Annotated in this window: 20 protein-coding genes and 1 tRNA gene; 4 read left to right on the top strand and 17 right to left on the bottom strand. The window is 70.9% G+C overall.

Annotation, left to right across the window (positions count from 1 at the left end; translation table 11 throughout):
- From EJA20_RS05710 to EJA20_RS05640, 15 genes are all read right to left on the bottom strand, one after another.
- The gene (locus EJA20_RS05710) at window positions 1-261 is read right to left on the bottom strand and encodes a DUF6112 family protein (protein WP_205687381.1); all 261 of its coding nucleotides are present in this window, start codon (window positions 259-261) and stop codon (window positions 1-3) included.
- Between the two features lie 470 nt (window positions 262-731).
- Complete coding sequence (locus tag EJA20_RS05705; protein ID WP_164983843.1) at window positions 732-2,906, bottom strand: AAA family ATPase; 2,175 nt, start codon at window positions 2,904-2,906, stop codon at window positions 732-734.
- A 156-nt stretch (window positions 2,907-3,062) separates the two neighbouring features.
- Window positions 3,063-6,089, bottom strand: a complete 3,027-nt coding sequence (locus tag EJA20_RS05700) for a LysM peptidoglycan-binding domain-containing protein (RefSeq protein ID WP_129337195.1) — start codon at window positions 6,087-6,089, stop codon at window positions 3,063-3,065.
- Complete coding sequence (locus EJA20_RS05695) at window positions 6,086-6,478, bottom strand: pilus assembly protein TadG-related protein (RefSeq protein WP_205687380.1); 393 nt, start codon at window positions 6,476-6,478, stop codon at window positions 6,086-6,088. Before EJA20_RS05695 ends, EJA20_RS05700 begins: the two co-directional genes overlap by 4 nt.
- Before the next feature lie 53 nt (window positions 6,479-6,531).
- Window positions 6,532-6,987 (bottom strand): TadE/TadG family type IV pilus assembly protein, encoded by a 456-nt coding sequence (locus EJA20_RS05690; protein ID WP_240675085.1) that lies wholly within the window; start codon window positions 6,985-6,987, stop codon window positions 6,532-6,534.
- The gene (locus EJA20_RS05685) at window positions 6,984-7,460 is read right to left on the bottom strand and encodes a TadE/TadG family type IV pilus assembly protein (protein ID WP_276319523.1); all 477 of its coding nucleotides are present in this window, start codon (window positions 7,458-7,460) and stop codon (window positions 6,984-6,986) included. Before EJA20_RS05685 ends, EJA20_RS05690 begins: the two co-directional genes overlap by 4 nt.
- Before the next feature lie 2 nt (window positions 7,461-7,462).
- Window positions 7,463-7,684: a hypothetical protein gene (locus EJA20_RS05680; protein WP_129337193.1), complete on the bottom strand. Its 222-nt coding sequence runs from the start codon at window positions 7,682-7,684 to the stop codon at window positions 7,463-7,465.
- Window positions 7,685-7,749: 65 nt separating this feature from the next.
- Window positions 7,750-8,643, bottom strand: coding sequence for a type II secretion system F family protein (locus tag EJA20_RS05675; RefSeq protein ID WP_129337192.1), 894 nt, complete (start codon window positions 8,641-8,643; stop codon window positions 7,750-7,752).
- Complete coding sequence (locus EJA20_RS05670) at window positions 8,640-9,533, bottom strand: type II secretion system F family protein (protein WP_129337191.1); 894 nt, start codon at window positions 9,531-9,533, stop codon at window positions 8,640-8,642. The genes EJA20_RS05675 and EJA20_RS05670 overlap by 4 nt, the downstream gene beginning before the upstream one ends.
- Entirely contained in the window at window positions 9,530-10,966 is a 1,437-nt protein-coding gene (locus tag EJA20_RS05665) for a TadA family conjugal transfer-associated ATPase (protein WP_129337190.1), read from the bottom strand. Before EJA20_RS05665 ends, EJA20_RS05670 begins: the two co-directional genes overlap by 4 nt.
- A complete protein-coding gene (locus tag EJA20_RS05660) occupies window positions 10,963-11,727 on the bottom strand; it encodes a hypothetical protein (protein WP_129337189.1) in 765 nt (254 codons plus the stop codon). The genes EJA20_RS05665 and EJA20_RS05660 overlap by 4 nt, the downstream gene beginning before the upstream one ends.
- 2 nt (window positions 11,728-11,729) lie before the next feature.
- On the bottom strand, window positions 11,730-12,413 hold the full coding sequence (locus EJA20_RS05655; RefSeq protein WP_129337188.1) for an SAF domain-containing protein: 684 nt from the start codon (window positions 12,411-12,413) through the stop codon (window positions 11,730-11,732).
- Between the two features lie 37 nt (window positions 12,414-12,450).
- Window positions 12,451-13,254, bottom strand: a complete 804-nt coding sequence (locus tag EJA20_RS19075) for an ATP/GTP-binding protein (RefSeq protein WP_129337187.1) — start codon at window positions 13,252-13,254, stop codon at window positions 12,451-12,453.
- A 113-nt stretch (window positions 13,255-13,367) separates the two neighbouring features.
- Window positions 13,368-13,952 (bottom strand): hypothetical protein, encoded by a 585-nt coding sequence (locus EJA20_RS05645; protein WP_129337186.1) that lies wholly within the window; start codon window positions 13,950-13,952, stop codon window positions 13,368-13,370.
- A 197-nt stretch (window positions 13,953-14,149) separates the two neighbouring features.
- Window positions 14,150-14,995, bottom strand: a complete 846-nt coding sequence (locus EJA20_RS05640) for a hypothetical protein (protein WP_129337185.1) — start codon at window positions 14,993-14,995, stop codon at window positions 14,150-14,152.
- Between the two features lie 445 nt (window positions 14,996-15,440).
- On the opposite strand from EJA20_RS05640, the gene EJA20_RS05635 reads away from it, so the two are divergent.
- Window positions 15,441-15,659, top strand: coding sequence for a helix-turn-helix transcriptional regulator (locus EJA20_RS05635; protein WP_129337184.1), 219 nt, complete (start codon window positions 15,441-15,443; stop codon window positions 15,657-15,659).
- A gap of 236 nt (window positions 15,660-15,895) precedes the next feature.
- Here the strand turns inward: EJA20_RS05635 and EJA20_RS05630 are convergent.
- Window positions 15,896-15,969: transfer RNA gene (locus EJA20_RS05630), tRNA-Leu, on the bottom strand.
- 148 nt (window positions 15,970-16,117) lie between these two features.
- Here EJA20_RS05630 and EJA20_RS05625 point away from each other — a divergent pair.
- Window positions 16,118-16,789 carry an ANTAR domain-containing response regulator gene (locus tag EJA20_RS05625; protein ID WP_129337183.1) on the top strand — a complete coding sequence of 224 codons (672 nt, stop codon included), beginning with the start codon at window positions 16,118-16,120 and terminating at the stop codon, window positions 16,787-16,789.
- A gap of 182 nt (window positions 16,790-16,971) precedes the next feature.
- A complete protein-coding gene (locus EJA20_RS05620; RefSeq protein ID WP_240675083.1) occupies window positions 16,972-17,604 on the top strand; it encodes a GNAT family N-acetyltransferase in 633 nt (210 codons plus the stop codon).
- Here the strand turns inward: EJA20_RS05620 and EJA20_RS05615 are convergent.
- The gene (locus tag EJA20_RS05615; protein ID WP_129337182.1) at window positions 17,520-17,957 is read right to left on the bottom strand and encodes a PaaI family thioesterase; all 438 of its coding nucleotides are present in this window, start codon (window positions 17,955-17,957) and stop codon (window positions 17,520-17,522) included. The two genes, EJA20_RS05620 and EJA20_RS05615, sit on opposite strands and share 85 nt — an antisense overlap.
- Before the next feature lie 18 nt (window positions 17,958-17,975).
- Between EJA20_RS05615 and polA the strand changes: the two genes are divergently transcribed.
- Entirely contained in the window at window positions 17,976-20,693 is a 2,718-nt protein-coding gene (gene polA, locus EJA20_RS05610) for a DNA polymerase I (RefSeq protein WP_129337181.1), read from the top strand.
- Window positions 20,694-20,715 lie beyond the last annotated feature (22 nt).

Genomic DNA, 20,715 nt, shown 5'->3' with positions numbered 1-20,715 from the left:
TCAGATCCGCGAGCCCATAGTGGAAAAGAACGCCACGATCGCATTCGCTCCACCGATCAGCAGCGCCCCACCGGCCGCGATCAGCACCCCGTTCTTCCCATTGGAGGACGCGGCGTAGTTGCCCTGCCGCGAGGCCAGCGCCCACACGATCACCGAGACCACCAGCCCCGCGACGCAGGCCACCAGCCCCCACGTCAATAGCGCGCCGACCACCTCACGCACAACCGCCAGACCCGGGAGGCCCGACTGGTTCGACGTCACCCCCGGGTCCTCCGCCAAGGATCGACCTGTTGGGACTGAACCGAGGAACGTGACCACGAGCGGTGCCTCTCCGGAGAGCGGGCTCACCTGACGCGAACCCCAATACCGCCGTGTGGCACCACTAACGCGTAAGACGGCCGGGCTAGCGGGTAGGCCAACTCGACGAGAGACGCCAAGTCGCTACTGAGCGCCGACAGCCTTGGGGTAGCCCAGATCTCGCTGCTGAACCAGCCGCGCGGCGCGGGTAGCCATGGACTTGCGGTACAACGCAATCGCTCCACTTGTGCATGCGCAGCGCGACGGATCGGCTGGAGCACGGTCGTTCTGAAGGATGGCATGCCCACGGGCGAACAGTCCGTTCGCTAGGGTTTTAAACGCCATTCCGTGTAGATGGCGTCGATCCTCATCGCTTTAGATCATGCCTACTGACTCGCGTCGCAATCTTTGAGCACGATCCTCGCTTTGGACGATCAAGCTTCCGGATGGATCTCGACGGGCTCCCCTCCGGTCGACACGGTCGCCGGGCCGGCTGCCTGCACCGTTTCGTCAGTCAGACCGAAATCATCGACGAGCACCGAGCGCATACCTGTTGGCTGATACGCAGCGTCTGCCATGCGCGCTATGACTCGGTTCCGAAACCCTTCGTAATCGGCTTTGCCGCCAAGCGTGCGGCTTACGAACAATTTGATGATGCGCCTACCTGGAAACTCTGCGTTCCAGCGATCCTCGTCCACAGCGCTCTGCAATTTTTCACGCTCCGCGTCCGCAATCTGTTGCAAATAGGCAGTATCGCCAATCCTCTTGCTTGCTGCGTCTAGACGCTCGAGCGTTGCTGTGACGGAGGGTCGCAAACGGTCCACTGAGTTGGCGCCGCGCTTCTCCGCGCCGATAGTTACGCACCCGCGCAATTCGCTGTCGATCGCCGCTATCAAACGCGCGCTGACAAGTTCTGTTATAAGTTCGCGAGCGCAGTCTTTGAGCACACTTTCTGCTTCCTCAGGGGTCATCGTGGACTTGAGCTGAGTTGCACGGACCTCCGCGGCGATGAAAAGAGGTTCCAATAGGTAATTTTCGATATGGTAGCGATCCCAAGTTCGGAGCCGGGTCACCGCACGTTGCTGTTCCGTGGCTCTCGCGCCCGAATCCCTATCGGTGACGGCGAAAAAGGACGTGTCCAGAGCGCCCGCTTGAGCGGCCTTGTCGAGCACTTCGTAGAGATCGCTGACTCGACGCTTGCCGCCTCCACTAACGAAATTAGCCATCTTTGCAACGCTGGGGAAAAGTCTTCTAGTCATCTCGACGTCGAAATCAGTGTCTCCTCCACCCTCGAAGAGCACCACTTTCCCGCGCGGACGATAATATGCGAGGTCCCCGATGAGATCCAGGAGTACTCGTTCGATGGCGTCACTGCTGTTGACGGGCTGCGCCTGGTTCTCCGGAACTTCTTGTAGTGTCGCTGGCTGGAGGTGTATTACCGAGTATGCGGGCTCCAGCGCAACTCGGCGTAGAATGGCGTCGGAATGCGTGACCAGCCACATCTGATTGTTGCCCGGTTGAACTAGGTTCCTGTGATAAAACTCTGCGAGTCCGTACAGGAGCGCAGGATTAAGGTGCAGTTCGGGCTCGTCCATCAAGATTATTGAGCGCGCGAGGGCGGCAGAACGAAGCCGCAGATAGCCGTAGACGATCTCCTTCTCGCCGGCACTCAGCTCGTTGATATCGTGAATCTCGCCAGATCGGAGTCGTACCGGATATTCAAGGAACCCGTCCGGGGTCGCGACGACGCCTAGGTAGGTCTTGTCGGGGAAGAAGGTCGAGAACAGATCTTTCATTGTGGCATCTAGGGGCGAAGCCGCAGACTCTCCGACCGCCTGTCCTCGGATTAGTGCGCGTACGTAACTATTCGCAAGTTCGCTTTTTACATTGCCAAGCTTCGCTTGCCAATTCACCACTCCTTGACCGGCGCGTGGGTCTTGTCTGGCAGGCTCGCCGACATGAACGCCGCTTAAGGTCTCGCGGGCATAGGCGCGTGTCGCACCGAAATATTCGATAGTGCCGACATGCTCGGGCCTGTAGGTTCGGAAAAGCAATTGTATAATCGGATCGCTTACGATACTTGGAGGCTCGCCGATACGCTGCGAGAGGCCGGTCGCGTACTGCCTTGTGTCGGTGCCTTCGAAGGCAAGCGTACCGAGGTGCTCCGCTACGCGAGCCTCGACGATCGGAACGAACTGCGGAAACTGGATCGCTAGGGCCTGCGGGGGCTGCCCGTAATACTCAGGATTCGTGAAGACCTCCTGCCAAACGCGCGCGGCTAGGAGGTCCTTGGCGTTCTGGCGTAGGTATTCAACTTCGGTGTCTTCCACCTCCAAGACTGCTTCGATCGTGAAGGGTTCAGTTGGATCTCGGTAGAGTGAGCGATCACCATGGCGAGAGTCCGGAGCGATCTGCAGTTCGCCGAGCCACAGCTGCAGGTCTTGAGCAGTTGAACTGCCGACCCGCACTTTCAATAAACGAATGGCATCCAGGATGCAACTCTTTCCTGACCCATTCGGACCGGCGATGACGACCATCGGGCCGAGGTCGCTGATTTCGAAGTGTCTGATCGCTTTGAAGTTCGTAATCTTTAGTGACGTTATCTTCACGAGCGGCATCCTCCGGCCATGGCGTGGTACGGGCACGGTACTGGAAGAGCGCACGGCAGGCTAGGGGAAGCAACATCTTCTCGGTCGACCCCCTGGAGAGCACGAGTGAGCGCGATCCGGGCGCACTCTCTACCGGAGTGCAGGAGGCGAGGAATGTCATGTTTCTGAATAGAGGTCGGCTGAACGTTCGGCGAAGCGCGTCGAGAGCGCCTTGATCTCATCGGGCCGACCGATCTTGGTGCTTGCTTCCAGAGCGTCGACTTGGAGCTGGTCGTTGTAGGGCTCTGCGAGGAGGCCGTGAGTGGCGGCGGTGAGGGCACCGTGATGGTCGCCGGTATGGGTGCGGGTAGTGGCGAGGACGTGGGCGACGTCGGCTATGGCAGCGGTGATAGTTGCGATGTCGTGGTCGGCCCAGGCATAGGCGGTAGGGGAGATGCCGCGAAAGGGCCGGTCGCGCACGAGGTCGAGTGCCGCTGAAAGGCGCTGCTCGAGCGTGTCGCGGTCGGTGTCGTGCCTGAGGGCGTCGAGGGTGAGGGTTTGGAACTGTGCCCAGTCGGTGGCGACGTGAGGTCCGAGGCGGTAGAGGCCGTCGGGTCCCAGCAGCGGGAGGATGTTTTCGCCGAGTCGTTGCCGTGCCCGGTACAGCAGGGCGTTGCGGGTGGCGGTCTCGACGCGTCGTCCGTTCCAGAGGGCTTCGTCGAGGTCGGGGCCGGTGGCGGGGCCGTGCAGGGCCAGGTAGGTCAGCAGCTCCAGGGTGCGGGGGCTCAGCGGCGGTGTGGGCTGGGCCAGGCCGTCCACGGTGATGGGGCCCAGGATGTTGATGCGCACCGTGCCGGCGCCGCTGCGGTCCAGTTCTTGAGTGTTGGTTTCGGCCGCGAGCTGGTCGTGAATGGCTGCTAGGTCGGTCGCGAGGTCAACCACGTCGTCTCGGACGGCTGGCTCGGCTGTCGCCGGTGTGGCCGCTTGCAGTGCTTCCAGGACGCGGAGGGCGTCGTCGAGAGTGAGTTGCTGGACGGTGACCGTGAGGTTCAGCGGTTGCAGCTGCCCGCTGCCGTCGCCTTGAACGTCGAGAGTCCAGGCGTCCTGTGCTGCGGCGCGGGTGAGGAGGGTGGCGCCGCTCCACGGAGGGCAGGGGGTCGTGCTGTCGTGGACGTGCAGGACGGGGATCCAGGTGTCTTCCAGGACGCGGTCGGAGCGGGCTTGCAGGACGTCGTCGAGCTGGCCGTCGCGCAGCAGTTTCGCGACGGCGGCTAGGTGGGTGGCGAGGCGGTCGTCAGGGTGGCGATCGGCGTGGACTCGGCCCGGGTCGAAGGTGGCGGCGAAGTCGGTGAAGCGGCTGTCGGTGATCAGGGCGGTGCGCCGGACCAGGGGTGAGGTCGCCAGTTCGGCGACCAGGGCGCGCAGGGCGTTGTCGGCGGCGGTGGGGTCTCCGGTGAGGGTGAGGGTTCCGGCGGCTTCGAGGTTCAGCAGCAGGGTGCCCTGGGCGGTGTGGCCGAGGGTGACCAGGGCGGGGTAGGGGTCGCACCCGGACGGGTCGATGGGCAGCTGGTCGGCGAGCAGGTCACCGGTCGTTGCGGTCCATGTTCTGGGGCCGGCGGGGGTGAACGGGGGCAGGGGGTCGGCCTCGTCCTCGACCAGGTGCAGCGTGAGGTCGTGCGGGGTGAGGGTGAGGGCGCCCAGCCGAGGAAGGTCCCGTTGGTCCGCGAAGCAGCGGGTCTCCAGGCGTCGTAGCACCTGCCCCAGGTCCGGCCCGGACACGTTCGGCTCGGTCGCCGCACGCAGGGCGTGTTCGGCGGTCGCGGCGGGGGAGGCCGGGGCGGGTAGGGCGATGCGGTGGCCGGGGCGGCGGGTGTGCTGTTGCCGGTGGCGTCGCCGGGTGAGCTCGGTGGCCAGCCCGGCGGCGGCCAGCCCGGTCAGTCCCAGGACGAACAGGCCGTGCGGCGGTACCGGCGCGGCTTCGTCCTGCTCCGGTGCCGTGAAGGCCTCCTGCGGAGGCGCCGGCGGGGGCCCGGGTGCTGCCTCTCGCTGTAGCGGCGGCGCGACGTAGGTGCTCGTCTTAGGTGCACTGTCAGTTGTGGCAGCGGGCGAGGGGTTCGGCGCGTCTGTAGGAGGTGGCGCGTCCGCGGCGGTAGCGGGGAGCGCGCCAGGGGCAGGTGTCGCTGTCGCCTCGGTGCCGGCTGCGGGTGGGAGGGCGATGGTCCAGCCGGGGTGGATGAGGTCAGGGTCGGTCAGCGTGGCGCCGTCGGATTGAGATTGCCCGGCGTTGGCGGTGTAGAGGTCGGGGTAGCGGCTGGCGTCGCCGAGGTACTCCTCGGCGAGCTCAGACAGCGTGTCGCCTGGTTCCACGGTGACCCCAGCAAGTCTGCTGTCGCTGTCCGGACCGAGGTCCGCGGCAGGCGTGGGGCGGGGGAGGTCGGTGGCGTCGGGAGGCAGTTGCAGGGTCCAGCCGGGGTAGAGCCAGTCGGCGTCGGTGAGGGTGCGGCCGTCGGGTTGGGGTCGGGTGAGGTTGAGGTCGCGGATCTGGGTGTAGCGGGTGCCGTCGCCGAGGTGTCGTTCGGCCAGGCTCCACAGGCTGTCTCCGCGCTGCACCACCACGGCCGGCCCGCCCGCTGAGGCCCTCGATGCCACGGCCGTCGTGAGCGTTGGGTCGTCGTCGCGCGAGGCCGTTGGCGGCATGCCGACTACAGCGGAGTCGGGCACTGCGGCGACCAGGACTGCCTCGAGGGCGGCCCGGGCGGCGGGGGCGGCGTGTGCCGGAGCGGCGGTGGGCAGGACGGTGAGCAGGATTCCGGCGGTGGCGAGCAGGGTGCTGGTGGCGTGCTGGAGCCCGCTGAGCAGGGGGAGGGGTGGGACGGTGGCGCGGCGTGCGCGGGCAAGGAGCTCGGCGAGCACGCACGCGGTGAACAGCGCCCAGGCAATAGCGATCGTGGCGGCGAGGGCCACGAGCAGGAGGGTGCCGTCGTCGGGGGCCATCAGCAGGTCCCGCGCTGCTGCCCAGGACGACGGCACGCGCGTGGGCCACCACAGCTCTCGGGTGGCGGACAGGCCGGCGGGGATGCCTGCGACGAAGGCCAGCAGGGTGGCGGTGGCGGCCACTCCGCGCAGCACGTCACCGGCGCTGACGTCCCGTCGAGCCGGTCGACGGGTCGGTCTGGTCGTGGGTCGGGGAGTGGTGGTGGTCATGGTGTCCCTCCCGGCAGGGCGTGGACCAGGACTGCGTGGGCGGTGCTGGTCGCGGACAGCTCGCGGATCCCGATGAGCGCGAGAAAGACGGTGGGCGCGGTGTCGGTGACCGTGACTGACAGGCGTGTGCCGTCTCCGGTGATGGCGACGGTGCCGCTGGTGCCGGCGGCGGTCAGGTAGGCGCTGGCTGCGCGCACGGCGGCGGCCGGGTTGACGGTGACGTCTCCGCTGGCGGCGGTGGGGCGGTCGACGGCTTGCCCGCCGGCGCGGGCGGCCTCGCCGGCCAGCGTGTGCGCGGACTGAGTGGCGCGCAGCAGGGTGCCGCCATCGACGACGAGGCCGATGAGCACCATCAACCCGAAGGTGGCGATCACGACGAACACCGACACCGACCCCTCCTCCCGCCCTCCACGTCGCCCGAGGCGTGCACGCACGTGGGTGGTCATGGCCGGCTCCGGTAGGCGTCGACCGGGGAGGAGGCGGTGGCGGAGAGGGTGCGGGTGCCGGGTAGCCCGGGCACGGCCAGGTCCGCAATCGTGACGGTGCACGACACGGCCACCGTCACGGTGCCAGGTGTGCCGACGGGACCGGCGATGGTCCGGGTGTCGATCGTGGAGGCGTCGCCGGTGCACGGGCTGCCGCGTAGTTCGCGGGTGAGGGCGGTCTGGGCGGCGGTGCGGGCGGCGTCGGGCGTGCGGGCCAGGGAGGCCTCGCGGGCGGCGGTGCGGGTGGCGTGCTCAAGCGTGGACGAGGCCACCTGGAAGCGTCCGGCCAGGACCAACGCGGCCAGCAGGACCAGCAGCGCGGGGGCCAGGATCGCCAGCTCCAGCGAGGCGGACCCGCGCTCGTCCCGCCACCGCGGGCGCACGCGAAGTCTCGGGGCCGCGGTGGTGCTCACGGGGCACCGCTCGTGGTGAAGGATTCTCGGGGTCCTTCGGCGCTCTGGGTGATTGGCAGGCCCGTGGTGCCGGGCAGCACGGGGAGGGCACGCCCGGTCACCTGCACCCGCACCTGCCCTGTGGCAGGGGTTGTCACGGTGATCTCGACGTCGGTGAGGGTGCCGTTGCCGACCTGGGCGGCGAACGTGGCCGCGTCGGTGAGGCCGGCGTCGGCGGTGGCGGTGTAGGCGCGGGCGGCGGCCAGGCCCTCGTGGGCGGCAGCCAGGGCGATGCTGCGCGCGTGGAACCACAGCCCGTACTGCACCAGCGCCGTCACCAGCAGCAGCAGGACCGGGAACAGGATCACCAGCTCCAGACTCGCCGACCCCTCCTGCGAGCCCCAACGAGGGCGGCGTGCCGGCGTGGGTCCGCGCGCGGTCGCACCGACGGTCCGCACTGAGGTGCTCTTGGTGCTTGTGGTGAGGCCGGGCATGGTCAGGTGATCTGGTCGACGCGGCGCTGGACGGCGGCGGTGATGGCCAGGACCAGGACGGTGGCGACGGCGATCAGGCCCAGGGCGATGATCACCATCTCCAGCGTCGCCAGCCCGGCCTCGTGGTGGTGCCCGCCCAAGCGGCTGCGCAGGCGGGTGCGGACGGTGGTGCGGGCGCGGGTGGTGTAGTCGTGCAGGAACGTCAGCAGGACGAGCGTGTTCATGACCGAAGCCCCTCTGGTCGTCGTGTTCAGGTCGGTGCTCTGCCGTGTGGGTGGTGTGGCGTCCTCTAGGTGCCGAGGATGCGGACGAAGGCGGGGTAGCCGAGCAGGGCCATGAAGCACAGCCCGAGCAGGGACACGGGGACGACCATGTGCTCGGAGGCGGCGTTGGCGGTGGCCGTGGCCTGCGTGAGCAGCTGGGTGCGCAGGGACGCGGCGCGGGCGCGCAAGGTGGTGTAGATCGCGGCGCCGTCGTGCCCCGCGACGGCGACGATGTCGGCCAGGTCCCCCAACTCGACGACCCCGGTCTGGGTGCTCAGGTCGCGCAGGCCGTCCCAGGAGGGGCGCCCGGACAGCTCGGCCCGCAGAAGGGCGTCGGCGATGCGGGCGAAGGGTGGGGTGGTGGCGATGGCAGCGGCGCGGTCCAGGGCTTCGCTCACGCCGGCGTCGGCGATGCGTTCCATCGCGACCAGCTCCAGGTAGGTGCAGGTGGCGTACCGGGTGGCAGTGCGGGCCGCGGCCGAGTCCCGCCGCACCTGCAGATCCGGCACCCAGAACAGCATCCCGGCCAGGACCAGGGACGCTACGGCGGGGACCGCGAAGGGCAGCTGTATCCCGGCGAGGAGAAGCAGGGCGCTCAGGAGGGTCGGAAAGGCCAGGCCGACGCCGGCCAGGGTGAGCTTCTTCGCGGCCAAGTCCAGCGGGGTCAGCCCGAGGATCCGCAGGTCCGTCCTGAAACGGGCCAGCCCAAACGCGTCTACGACCGGTGGCAGCGCCCGCGCGTGAACCGCGGCGCCCCGTTTCGGGGGTCGTGCGGCGGTGGGGTGGCTGAGGTCGCTAGGAAGCAACCGGTCCAGGGTGGCGCGCAGGTCGGGTGCGGCGGGCCAGAGCCCGGCGGCGGTGACCGTCAGCCCGGTGCCCACCAGCGCGCCGGCGGCCACGACCGGCCACACGCCGCTCACGACCGCCCCCTGAGGAACGCGAGCCGACCCCGTCGTGCGGAGGCGGGGGTCAGGAAGCGCTGGTCAGGGGTGGCCAAGGTCAGGTGACGGATCCACAGCAGGCACCCGGTGAACCCGGCCGCGATGGCGGCCAGGACGAGCTGGCCGGCCCCGGTGCCGTAGGGGGCCAGGTAGGTGCCGTTGAGCATCAGGGCGCCGGCGACCAGCAGGGTGATGAGCGTGACCGCGCGGGCGGTGGTGCGCGGCTTGGCCCGTTCGGCCTCGATCCGCCGCCGAGCGGCCACGTCCTCCGCGACCGCGGCGGCCACCGAGGTCAGGGCCCGGGCCAGTCCCGGACCGCGGCGGCGTGCGGCCAGCAACAGGGCGGCGGTCACGAAGTCCCCGGCCGGGTCGTCCAAGTCGTCGGCGAACGCGCGCAGCGCCGCCTCGGTCGACCACCGCGCGGCCAACCGGGCGGTGAGCGCGTCGACAGCGGGACGGATCGGAGCGGGCGAGGTGCGGGCGGTCGTGGTCAGGGCCTGCTCGAGCCCAGTGCCGGTGGACAGCACGTCGGCCAGGCGCCGGGTCCACTCCTCGATCGCCTCGATACGGTCGATCCGCCCCGCCGCGACCCTGCCCGTCCCCAGCAGCACCGGCAGCCCGACCACAGCGGCGGCGACCGCCAGCCCGGCGACCGGCCAGGACGTGAGCGCCCAGGCAAGGACGCCGGCTGCGGCGGCGGCGGCCCACCGCCACCGTTCCCAGCCAGAGGACGGCAGGGCGGTGCCGCGGCGGCGCCACCACGACGGGGCGTCGACGGGAGGTACTGCGGTGCGAAGTAGCCCGGCGACCGTGAGCAGGATCCCGCCGACGAGGGCGGCGCCGGTCAAGGCGGCCAAGGCACTCTTCATGGGGTCACGTCCCAGAGGCCGTCGCGGTGGTCCAGCAGCCGCGGATCGAACCCGGCCCGGACCAGCTGAGCCAGGCACGCCGGCTGGTGCGCCGGCACCGCCCGCCCGTCCGACGCCCTCGGGGTGAACACCGTCGTTGTGGCGGGGCGGTTGGCTTCGCCGAGGCCGTTGATCTCCACGACCTGGGAGACGAAGCGGTCGCGGCGCCCGCCGGTGGGGGTGTGGTCGTCGAGGGTGAGGTGGACCAGCAGGTCCACGGATCCGGCCAGGAGTCGGTAGGCGAAGGTGTCGGTCATCGCGATGCCCGCGGACAGGCACAGGGTGACGATGCGGTCGATGGCGTGGGCGGCGGTGCGGGCGTGCATCGTGCACAAGGACCCGTCACCGGTGGACATCGCCTCCAGCATCGGGATGATCTCCGGGCCGCGGACCTCCCCGACGATGATGCGGCGCAGGTTCATCCGCAGGGCGTCGGTCACCAGCTGGGTGAGGGTGATCTGTCCGACGGGGCGTCCGTGCCCGTCCAACTCCGCGGAGCCCTCGCGGGCCTCCATCGCCACGACCCGGGGGTGGCGGTCGGGCAGGTCGTGCAGGTGCAGCTCGTACTCCTTCTCGATGGTCGCGAACCGTTCCATTGGGTCGAACTGCCCGGCCAGGGCCCGGATGAGGGTGGTCTTGCCGGCGTTCTGCAGGCCGGTGACGATCACGTTCTTGCCCGCCCGCACCGCCGCCCCCAAGAACGCCTCCAGGACGGGGTCGAGGGTCCCCAGCCGGGTCAGGTCGGCCAGGGTGATCGTGCGGGTGCGGTGGCGGCGGATCACCACGTGCGGGCGAGGGGTGGTCCAGGCCATCGCGGCCAGGCGGGACCCGTCGTCCAGGCGCAGGTGCAGCGCCGGGTGCGCGGAGGAGAACGTGCGCTCGGCAGTGCCGGTGCGCGCGGCCAGCAGCTGCAGCGTCTCGATGAGCTCGGCGTCGGAGTCGGCGACGGGTGGGTGGCGGCGGTCGGTGCCGTCGGCGTAGGAGACCCACACCTGGTCGCAGCCGTCGACCTCGATGTTCTCCACCGACGGGTCGTCCACCAGCGGTTGCAGCCGGCCCAGCCCGAACAGTGCGGCCATGACCGCCTGCCCGGTGGCGATCTCGGTCTCCACCGACCACGGCACCGCCCCGGTGCGGGCTTGGTCGCGGGCACGGTCGGCTAGCTCGCCCTGCACCAGGGCCCGCGCGAGCTCGCGTCGCCCGGCGGCGGACTCCACCGGAGAGGCCTGCAACCGGTGCGCGAGCCGCTCGGCGACCACCTGCCGGATCTGCCGCACCACCCCCAGATCGACCTCGCCCGCGCCCACGCCCTCCGGCGTCACGAGCGGCACCCGCGTCGGGGTCACGGCCGGGGTCACCGCGGGGGTCGCGGGACGGACGTCGAGGTAGGTCATGACCGCGCTCCGGCCGGCGTGGGTGCCCAGACTTCGATCCGGCGGGCCAGTGCTGTCGCCGAGCGCAGCAGCGCCGACCGGTCCGCCCACCGTCCGTGCACGGTGCCCGTGGCCAGGTCGCGGGCGGTGCGCGCGTCGTGCGCGATCGGCACGACCGCGGTCAGTCCCATCGCAGCAGCAATGGTGTCGGCACCGGTTCCGGTGGTTCCGACGAGGACGCCGACGGGTGCGGCCCGGCCGGGGCGCAGCCCGATCAGGGCGCGGGCGGCCGCCGTGGCATGCAGCTGCGCTGGCACGTCCGGGGTGAACACGACGGCGACGACGTCGGCGGCGGATAGGAGTGCGGTGGGCTCGTGCCGGTGCCCCAGCCGGCCCGCATCGACCACCACGTCCACGCCCCGGTCGGACAGGTCCTGCAGCGCCGCCCCCAGCCCCGGCCACATCTCGCTCAGCGACCGCGACTGGCGCGTGTCCGAGGCTCCCGGCAGCACCATCCGGGCCGCGTCTTCGTCGAGCGCGACCGAGGCATGCACCACCGCCTCCGCGGTGATCTGGCCGCGACCCATGACCAGGGACAGCAACCCCAGGTCCTCGACCGGTGTGGCGAGCAGCGGCCCGGCGGTCAGGTCAGACCCAGCCGGATCCGCATCCACGAGCAGCACCCGTCGTCCGGCCCGTGCTGCCGCCCACGCCCGCACGAGGGCCAGGGCGGTCGTGGTCACCCCCGGGGCGCCGTGCGCAGAGCACAGCACCAGCACCACCATCAGTCCCCACCCCCGACGGGCAGGACCGCGACCGCGAACCGGCCCGTGGCCGCCCGCACCGCCAGCTCCGGCCCCTGCCCGGTGGCGACGTCGACGACACGGGTGCCGTTCACGTCCGGCTCACCGACGCGCACCACGACCACCTCGAACGACGCCGGTGTCCCGGCCGGGACGTCCGCGCCCTGGGGTGGGGCGTCCACGACCAACAGCACGTCGCCGGGGCTCAACCCGATCGCGGGCATTCTGTCGGCGGTCAGCGGCAGCGGCACTAGCGTCTGGCCCGCGGCCAGCAGCCGGTCGGGGGCGACCTGCCCAGGCGTCAGGAGCGCGCCCGCCGTCAGGGGAACGGTCGTGTACTGGCCCAGCAACCCCTCGAGCTCGGACCCGGGGACGGTGGCCACCGCCGGGTCGACCGACACCGGCGTCGTGGTCAGGTCGGCCACCGTCAGTTGCACGCCCATCGGTACGTCGCGGGCCAGCAGCACCACGGCAGTCCGGTCAGACGCAGATGCCACCAGCCACATCGCAGCCAACGCGCCGAAGCCGGCCAACGCGATCCCCGCCAGGACCACCGCAGGCCGGCGACGCCCCCGCGGCGCGACGCGCACCGACGGACGCAACTCACCATTCACCGCCGCCCGCGCCGGAGCGGGCGCTGCTGAGTCGGTCCTCGTCGCGGCCATGCGACACCCCCTCACATCCCCACCCGCACGGGCGGGGTCACCTGGTGATCAGCACCTGCACCTCACCGACCCGCACCGACGACGACGCCGTGCGAGTTACCTCGATCGATCCCGACTGCCCACCACCGGACCAGGTCACCGCCCACGTCGTGGTCGCCGTCACCGGCCACGCATCACCGGGCTGCCCAGCCGAGGACTGCTCGTACACGTGCTGGCACGTCGAAACCACCAGACCCACCGCGTACGGGGTCCCAGGCCCGGTGCACGTCTCGGTAGCGCCGTCACCGGTGTCCCACACGATCAGTCGGGCCTGCGCCGTTGCCGTCACCGACAGCCCCGGCACCGAAGCGGTCGCCGTGACCGGACCCCACGTGGAGGGGGAGACCTCGGTCCACAACCACACCGGGATCCCCACCGTGCCCAACGCGTCGCCCTCGATCGACATCCGGATCGCCGCACCAGCCAGACCCAGCTGCTCCACGGCACGGTCCGCCAACTGCCGTGGGGTGATGACCGGGGCCCCGTACCCAGGAGGTGGAGCAGGCAACCACACCCACCCACCATTGGATCCCGGGATCCGGTTCAGGCACGTAATCACGTAGATCGCGCCGTCGGGATAGTGTCCCTCCCACTCCACGCCGTCGGGTGGCTGAGGATTGCGAAGACGGTAGTAGCAATCGTCAGCGGAGTTAAACCATCCGAACGCCTCGCTGTAGCAAGCCATCACCTCGCCGGTGCCGCTGACAGTGCAGACCGGCGCTGCATCACCGCCACCGGAGACCGGAGCCGCCGGCGGCTTTTCCGCGCCAGTTCCGGGGACGCCGGGAGTCTCGACCGTCACGGTGCACGTGGGTAGACGTGGCGGGCAGCTGACAGGCGCGGCGTAAGCAGGTGCCGCGAAGAGCGCCGAGAAGGCGACTGCGGCAAGGACAGCCATGCCGCGAGAGCATCTGTTCAGCACGGCTGATCTCGCTGAATGACAGAGGTCCGAATGAGCCAACGGTCCTCAGGCTTGAAAGCAGTCGAGACGGTCACGAGCCGAGCCGGTTGGTCTGGGGCCGCAGCGCTCTCGCCGGTGGCGACAAACACGGGCTGCCAATTGGTGGAGTCGACGCAGTCGGTGATCGTGGCGGAGGCCGCGCCTTCTAGGATGATGTCTGACACAACCGGCGTCAGCTCCGGCTGGCCCTGCATGGCGATGCCCGAGCGCCGCAGCTCTAGGAGCGTCGATTGCGTGTCCGTCAACGCCGTGTCGTCGGAGAACCGCTGCAGGTTGGGGTCCTGATCCTTCGACGGGTCGCCGAACGTGACGACGGTTGCGTCCCAGAAGCCGCGGTACGCCTCGAGGATCTCGGTCTCGGCCTGCTGCACGGCCGGGTCGATGGTTGGGGTCGGCGACGGGCTCGGGGGAGCAGACGTCGCTGTCGCCGCTGGGATGGTCGAGGTAGCGGTGGGCTCGGGGTCGCTGCTGGTGCACCCGGCCAGCACTGCCAGGGCGGCGGTGATCGCGACCAGGGTGAGCGTGCGTTGCTGGCTCATCGGCAGACACCTGCCTTCGCGTCCCCGCGGATCGCGCCTCCATCGGCGTGCCCGATCTGTCGCCATTGCACACCTCCTCGGACCGCGCGTGAAGACGTCCATGTGGCCGGAACCGGACGAGCGGCCGGTCCACCGGTCCTCTGTAGACCGCGGCGAACGGAACACGCAGGGCTGCGCCTCCAACTTGTGGAGGACGCTCAGCCGACCGCGGCCTGTGGACGTCCCGCGGAAGCGTTGCCGGCGGCGGTGCGGGTCGCGGTCAGGGCGGGGGAGCGCATGGACCGGATGCGGGTGCTACGCAGTGCCTCGCGCAGGTCCGGGGCCAGGACCGCTTGGGGCCCCTCCATCGCCACCCGGGACAGCAGGCCTGCCCAGCTCTCAGTGCCCACCAGGACGACGACGAGGCGGCGCGCCTGCCATGGGGGCAGGCCCATCTGCACGGCCATCAGCCGCCACCCGGTCACGTGGGTGCGCGGGTCTGGCTTGGCGTCGGGCCGCAGCGCCACGTTGGTGACGATGCGTTCGGCCTCCTCGACCGCCCAGCCTGCGGTGACGAGACCGGCGATGGCTGCGGCGGTGATCTCGCGGGCCGAGAGCAGCGGGTCCTCCTGGGTGGTGGCCGGTTCCCACCCGCCCTCGCGCAGGTCCTCCAGGGACACCAGCAGCGCCTGCTGGCCGTGCTGACGGGCCAGGGCCCACACCTTGCGCTCGTGCGCCCCGTACCGGGCCGACATCAGCTCACCCAAGATCGCGCGGCGCGCGACCTGCCACAGCACTCCCCAGGGGGACCCCGCGCGGCGGATGGTGGGCCGGCACAGCGCCAGCCAGCACGCCTGCCACGCCGAGGCCTCCGCCTGCCCGGCCGCCGCGCCCCGCAACCCGATCCGCAGCACCAGCGGCCGGATCACCACGTCCCGGGCGTAGGACAGCACCCGTGTCGCGACCGGCCCGTCCCACCCCTGCTCGTCGATCACTGTAAGCGCCTCGAGCAGCTCCTCACGCTTCATCCACCGACCACCGGTCGGGTCGAAGTCGGTACTCATCACAGCCTCCTGGTGTCGGGAACACCACGCACGCTTCTCAGCACCGATAGACACAGCAGTGACGAGGCCAAGCCGAGGCAATGACGACAGCGCCGTCAGCGGTTTGTCATGGCACGCCCGGGCCGACGTCGACGGCCCCCAGTCGCAACCGTGCTGTTACGCGGGGGAGGGCATCCGCAGGTGAACGGCCGCTCGTCATCGTCGTCATGGGTGCACGAGGCCCACCTCCAGGACGGCGGTTCGAATCGCCCTCAGGTGCGCGGGATGGGCCGGCAGTCAACAGGTACGCGGCTCCGGGATGCGATGACGAACCAGTGACGGGTGAGGCTCGGTGGGTTATAGGCGAGCGGAGCCGCAGGTCGTCACTGCTGCGTCTATGGGCCTCCTTCACCGTGGTGCTTGCACGGACGTCACCCTGCCGTTCGAGGACACCCGGAGGTGGACCATGCAGGACCAGCACGCAGTCGTAGCGAGCCACGACGAGTTCTTGTCGGTCGCGGAACTTGCCGCCGAACTCCATGTGACGGAGCGCTTCATCCGCCGACTCATCGCCGACGGCGAGCTAGAGGCCGTGCGTATCGGCAGTCGGCTGGTACGGGTACGGCGTTCCGCCGTCGACCACCTGCTGCACCCGCTGGCGATGCCCGCCGCACCTGGCGCCTAGCGGTGGAGGAGCGAAGTCGACCGGAGGGACCACCACCGGCTCGGTTGGCGCGGGGCTAGCAGAGGTCGAGCTCGCTAGCGCCTTGACCCGTCGAACCGTCACACCTCGTGGGGGTGCGGCAGCAGAACCTGGCAACTTCCCACTCAGGTGCACGCTCGCATCGTGAGATGAACGCAGATGAATCTCCACTGCGATGCGTATGCGATGCAAGTTTGCGTTGCTGCAGGTCAACACGGTGCCCCGAGTGGGATTCGAACCCACACTGGATCGGGTTTGAGCCGAACGCCTCTGCCGGTTGGGCTATCGGGGCCGCCGGTCACGATAGCGGGGGTGGGGCGAGGGACGAGCCTCGGCGCCGGCGTGCTCCGGGGCGTCGGTGCGGCCGTGGCACCGGCCGGACGGGCGTGGCGAAGCGCACGGGGTCCCGCCGACGCGGGCCGGCGGGCGGCGGCACTACGATGTCCGGCGTGAGCAGCGAGAAGAACCCCGACGCGGAGATCGACGTCACCGGCATCCGTCCCAGCGCCTCGAGCGGCACGCCCCAGGCGCGTCCGGCACGTCGGGCGGTCGTGGCGGAGGACGAGGCCCTCATCCGCATGGACGTCGTCGAGACGCTCCGCGAGGCCGGGTTCGACGTCGTCGGCGAGGCCGGGGACGGCGAGCAGGCCGTGGCCCTCGCGACGGAGCTCAAGCCCGACGTCGTCGTCATGGACGTCAAGATGCCGAACCTCGACGGGATCTCGGCCGCCGAGCGCATCGGCAAGGCGCACCTCGCGCCGGTCGTGCTGCTCACGGCGTTCTCGCAGACGGAGCTGGTCGAGCGGGCGCGCGACGCCGGCGCGATGGCCTACGTCGTCAAGCCGTTCAGCCCGGCCGACCTGCTGCCGGCCGTCGAGATCGCCATCTCGCGCTACGCGCAGATCACGGCGCTGGAGTCCGAGGTCGCGAACCTGGCGGACCGCTTCGAGACCCGCAAGCGCGTGGACCGCGCCAAGGGCCTCCTCATGACGAAGATGGGGCTGACGGAGCCGGAGTCGTTCCGCTGGATCCAGAAGACCTCCATGGACCGTCGCCTGACGATGCGTGAGGTCGCCGACGCCGTCATCGACCAGGTGGGCGGCGCCTCCTGACCACCCGGTGACCCCTGGGGGTCACCGGACCGGGTGAAACTTCGCAGATCGACGCGAGGCGGCGCCCGGCAGCCCTGGCGGGTCACACCACGCCGGGGACATGATGCGAGGACGGTTGCCGTCGCCGGGGGCGGACGCGGCACCTCTCCTCTCTCGTTCTCGTGCTCACACGGAGGTGCTCGGTGCGTGCTGCCGCCCTGGTCCTGCCCGCCGCCCCGGAGGACCTGGACGACCTCGTCGAGCTGAGCCTCGCCGGTCGTGGCGAGGTCGCCGCGGGGGTGCAGGTCTGCACGTCGGACCCCGAGCGGCTGCGCACCCAGCTCGCCACGCTCCTCGGGGCCCCCGGCAGCCGGGTGCTCGTCGCACGGCTCGACGACCGCGTGACGGGGATGCTGCTGGCCCGGGTCGTCGGGCCCACGGTCTTCTCGGACGCGGTCAACCTCGAGGTCGAGGCCCTGTACGTCCGCAGCGAGGCCCGGCGCCGGGGGGTGGGCCGCGCGCTGCTCACCGCGACGGCGGAGATCGCCGCCGCGGAGGGGGCCTCCGACATCTACTGCGTGCCGATGCCGGGCGCCCGGAGCATGCAGCGCTTCCTCGCCCGGCTGGGGTTCAGCCCGGCCGCCGCGCACCGCGTGGTGAGCACGGCGGCGCTGCAGCGCCGGCTCACGCAGGACGGCCACGCCGCCCCGCGGCGCAGCGCGAAGGTGCGGGAGGTCCTGGAGGCCCGGCGTCAGGCGCGCGCCGCCAGGAGCATGCAGGTCAACCTGCCGGTCGCCACCCTGCGCCCCGACCCGTCGACGACGATCACCTCGTAGGTCGCCAGCGTCCCGCCGCGGTGCAGCGGGGTAGCGGTGCCGGTCACGACGCCGGCGGCCGCCGACCGGTGGTGGGTGACGGACAGCTCGATCCCGACGGCGCGACGGTCGGGCCCGGCGTGGGCCTGCGCCGCGTAGGAGCCGAGCGTCTCGACGAGGACCGCGGTGGCGCCCCCGTGCAGCAGCCCGAACGGCTGGGTGTTCCCGACGACGGGCATCGTGGCCACCGTGCGCTCGGGCGAGACCTCGACGAGGCGCAGGCCCATGCGCCCCATGAGGGTGCCCGGGTCGAAGGCGCCCGCGCGGTCGGTGCCGGGGACGGCGGGCGGCGCGGCCGGGTCCGTGTCGGTCATGGCGGATAGGTTGCACCCGTGACTGACGCACAGCCCGGCACCCGTGCGGCGGGTCGCCTCCTGCTCATCGACGGGCACTCCATGGCGTACCGGGCGTTCTTCGCCCTGCCCGTGGAGAACTTCGCCACCTCGTCGGGGCAGCCGACCAACGCCGTCTTCGGCTTCACCTCCATGCTCGCCAACCTCCTGCGCGACGAGGAGCCCACCCACGTGGCCGTCGCGTTCGACGCGGGCCGCACGACCTTCCGCACCGAGGCGTACACGGAGTACAAGGGCACGCGGAACGCCACGCCCGAGCCCTTCAAGGGCCAGGTGGCCGTCATCGAGCGGCTGCTCGAGACGATGCACATCCCCGTCCTGAAGAAGGCGGGGGTCGAGGCGGACGACGTCCTGGCGACGCTGGCGGCGCAGGCGGAGACGGCCGGCATGCAGGTGCTCGTCTGCACGGGGGACCGCGACGCGTTCCAGCTCGTCCGCCCCGACGTGACCGTGCTCTACCCCGTGCGCGGGGTGTCCGAGCTCAGCCGGATGACGCCCGAGGCCGTGCAGACCAAGTACGGCGTGCCGCCCGAGCGCTACCCCGACCTCGCGGCCCTCGTCGGGGAGACGAGCGACAACCTGCCCGGGGTGCCGGGCGTCGGCCCGAAGACCGCTGCGAAGTGGATCACGGAGCACGACGGGCTCGAGGGCGTCCTCGCCGCGGCCGGCTCCATCAAGGGCAAGGCGGGGGAGTCCCTGCGCGCGCACGTCGAGCAGGTGGCCCTCAACCGCCGGCTCAACCGGCTCCTCGTCGACGTGGAGCTGCCCCTGGGCCCGGAGGACCTGGCGGCGCGGCCGTGGGACCGGCAGGCGCTGCACACGCTGCTCGACGAGCTCGAGTTCCGGGCCCTGCGCGACCGTCTCTTCGCCATGCTCCCCGAGGAGGGGGACGCGGCGGTCGAGGCGACGGCGGCGGCGCTCGACCTCGTCGAGATCGGGGCGGGCGGGCTCGCGGCCTGGCTCGAGGAGCGCGCCGAGGAGCTGCTGGGGCTCGACGTGCGGGGCAGCGGCTCGCCGGCGGGCGGGGACGCGTGGGGCGTCGCCGTGGCGGACGGCGAGGGCCGGGCGGTCGCCTTCGACCTCACCGCGATGGACCCCGCCGACGAGGCCGCGCTGACGTCCTGGCTGGCCGACCCCGACCGGCGCAAGGCCGTCCACGGCGCGAAGGCCGCCTGGCACGCGCTGGCCGGTCGGGGCGTCACCCTCGCCGGGGTGGCGTTCGACACCGAGCTCGCCGCCTACCTGTGCCAGCCCGACCGCCGGGCGTACGACCTGCCCGACCTCGCGGTAGGCTACCTGCGCCGCGAGCTCAGCGCGCAGGATGACTCCGCGGCGCAGGGCTCGCTCGACCTCGAGCTCGACGGCGCCGGCGAGGGGCGCCGCGCGGCCGTGCGCGCCTCCGCGGTGCGCGACCTCGTCGACGTGCTGGAGGCGGAGCTGGCCGACCGCGCCTCGACGTCGCTGCTCGCGGAGGTGGAGCTGCCGCTCGTCGACGTCCTCGCGCGCCTGGAGCGCACGGGCGTGGCGGTCGACGCCGAGCTGCTCGACGGTCTCGAGCGGTCCTTCGACGGCAACGTGCAGGACGCGGCGGCCGAGGCCTACGCCGTCATCGGGCGGGAGGTGAACCTGGGGTCGCCGAAGCAGCTCCAGGAGGTCCTCTTCGACCAGCTCGACATGCCCCGGACGAAGCGCAACAAGACGGGGTACACGACCGACGCGGCCGCCCTGACCGACCTCTTCGCGCGGACCCAGCACCCGTTCCTCGAGCACCTGCTGGCGCACCGCGACGCGATCCGGCTGCGCCAGGTCGTCGAGGGGCTGCGCCGCTCCGTCGCCGACGACGGCCGGATCCACACGACGTTCCAGCAGACGATCGCGGCGACGGGCCGGCTCTCCTCGACCGACCCCAACCTGCAGAACATCCCCATCCGGACCGAGGCGGGACGGCAGATCCGCCGGGCCTTCGTCGTCGGGGCGGGGTACGAGACGCTGCTGACGGCCGACTACTCCCAGATCGAGATGCGGATCATGGCGCACCTGTCCGGGGACGAGGGGCTCATCGAGGCCTTCCGTTCCGGGGAGGACCTGCACTCCTACGTCGGCTCGCGCGTCTTCGGCGTGCCGACGACGGAGGTCACGCCGGCAATGCGCTCGAAGATCAAGGCGATGAGCTACGGGCTGGCGTACGGGCTGTCGTCGTACGGGCTCTCGCAGCAGCTCACGATCGAGGTGGGCGAGGCGTCGGCCCTCATGAAGGACTACTTCTCGAGGTTCGGCGGCGTGCGCGACTACCTCACGGGGGTCGTGGCGCAGGCGCGCACGCTGGGCTACACGGCCACGCTCCTCGGTCGCCGGCGCTACCTGCCGGACCTCACGAGCGACAACCGCGTCCGGCGGGAGGCCGCCGAGCGGATGGCGCTCAACGCCCCGATCCAGGGCAGCGCGGCGGACCTCATCAAGCTCGCGATGCTCGGCGTCGACGCGGAGCTCACCCGCCAGGGGCTGACCTCGCGGCTGCTGCTCCAGATCCACGACGAGCTCGTCGTGGAGGTGGCGCCGGGGGAGCGCGACGCCGTCGAGGCGCTCGTGCGGGACCAGATGGCGGGGGCGGGACGCTCGCTGCCGGACGGACCGCTCGACGTGCCGCTCGACGTCTCCGTCGGCACGGGCGACAGCTGGCACGCCGCCGGGCACTGACCGCACGCACCCGGCCGGGGCG

Origin of the sequence: Cellulomonas endophytica (genome assembly GCF_004123805.1) — a bacterium.
Taxonomy (GTDB): domain Bacteria; phylum Actinomycetota; class Actinomycetes; order Actinomycetales; family Cellulomonadaceae; genus Cellulomonas; species Cellulomonas endophytica.
The sequence above is the reverse complement of the archived record's forward strand: the minus strand, read 5'-3'. Positions and strand labels throughout refer to the sequence as shown.

Bases quoted from the DNA above. Each gene is read 5' to 3' on its own strand.
- EJA20_RS05700 (WP_129337195.1), bottom strand. From the start codon at position 6,089: ATGACCACCACCACTCCCCGACCCACGACCAGACCGACCCGTCGACCG.
- EJA20_RS05685 (WP_276319523.1), bottom strand. From the start codon at position 7,460: ATGCCCGGCCTCACCACAAGCACCAAGAGCACCTCAGTGCGGACCGTC.
- EJA20_RS05680 (WP_129337193.1), bottom strand. From the start codon at position 7,684: ATGAACACGCTCGTCCTGCTGACGTTCCTGCACGACTACACCACCCGC.
- EJA20_RS05670 (WP_129337191.1), bottom strand. From the start codon at position 9,533: ATGAAGAGTGCCTTGGCCGCCTTGACCGGCGCCGCCCTCGTCGGCGGG.
- EJA20_RS05665 (WP_129337190.1), bottom strand. From the start codon at position 10,966: ATGACCTACCTCGACGTCCGTCCCGCGACCCCCGCGGTGACCCCGGCC.
- EJA20_RS05655 (WP_129337188.1), bottom strand. From the start codon at position 12,413: ATGGCCGCGACGAGGACCGACTCAGCAGCGCCCGCTCCGGCGCGGGCG.
- EJA20_RS05645 (WP_129337186.1), bottom strand. From the start codon at position 13,952: ATGAGCCAGCAACGCACGCTCACCCTGGTCGCGATCACCGCCGCCCTG.
- EJA20_RS05640 (WP_129337185.1), bottom strand. From the start codon at position 14,995: ATGAGTACCGACTTCGACCCGACCGGTGGTCGGTGGATGAAGCGTGAG.
- EJA20_RS05635 (WP_129337184.1), top strand. From the start codon at position 15,441: ATGCAGGACCAGCACGCAGTCGTAGCGAGCCACGACGAGTTCTTGTCG.
- EJA20_RS05625 (WP_129337183.1), top strand. From the start codon at position 16,118: ATGTCCGGCGTGAGCAGCGAGAAGAACCCCGACGCGGAGATCGACGTC.
- EJA20_RS05615 (WP_129337182.1), bottom strand. From the start codon at position 17,957: ATGACCGACACGGACCCGGCCGCGCCGCCCGCCGTCCCCGGCACCGAC.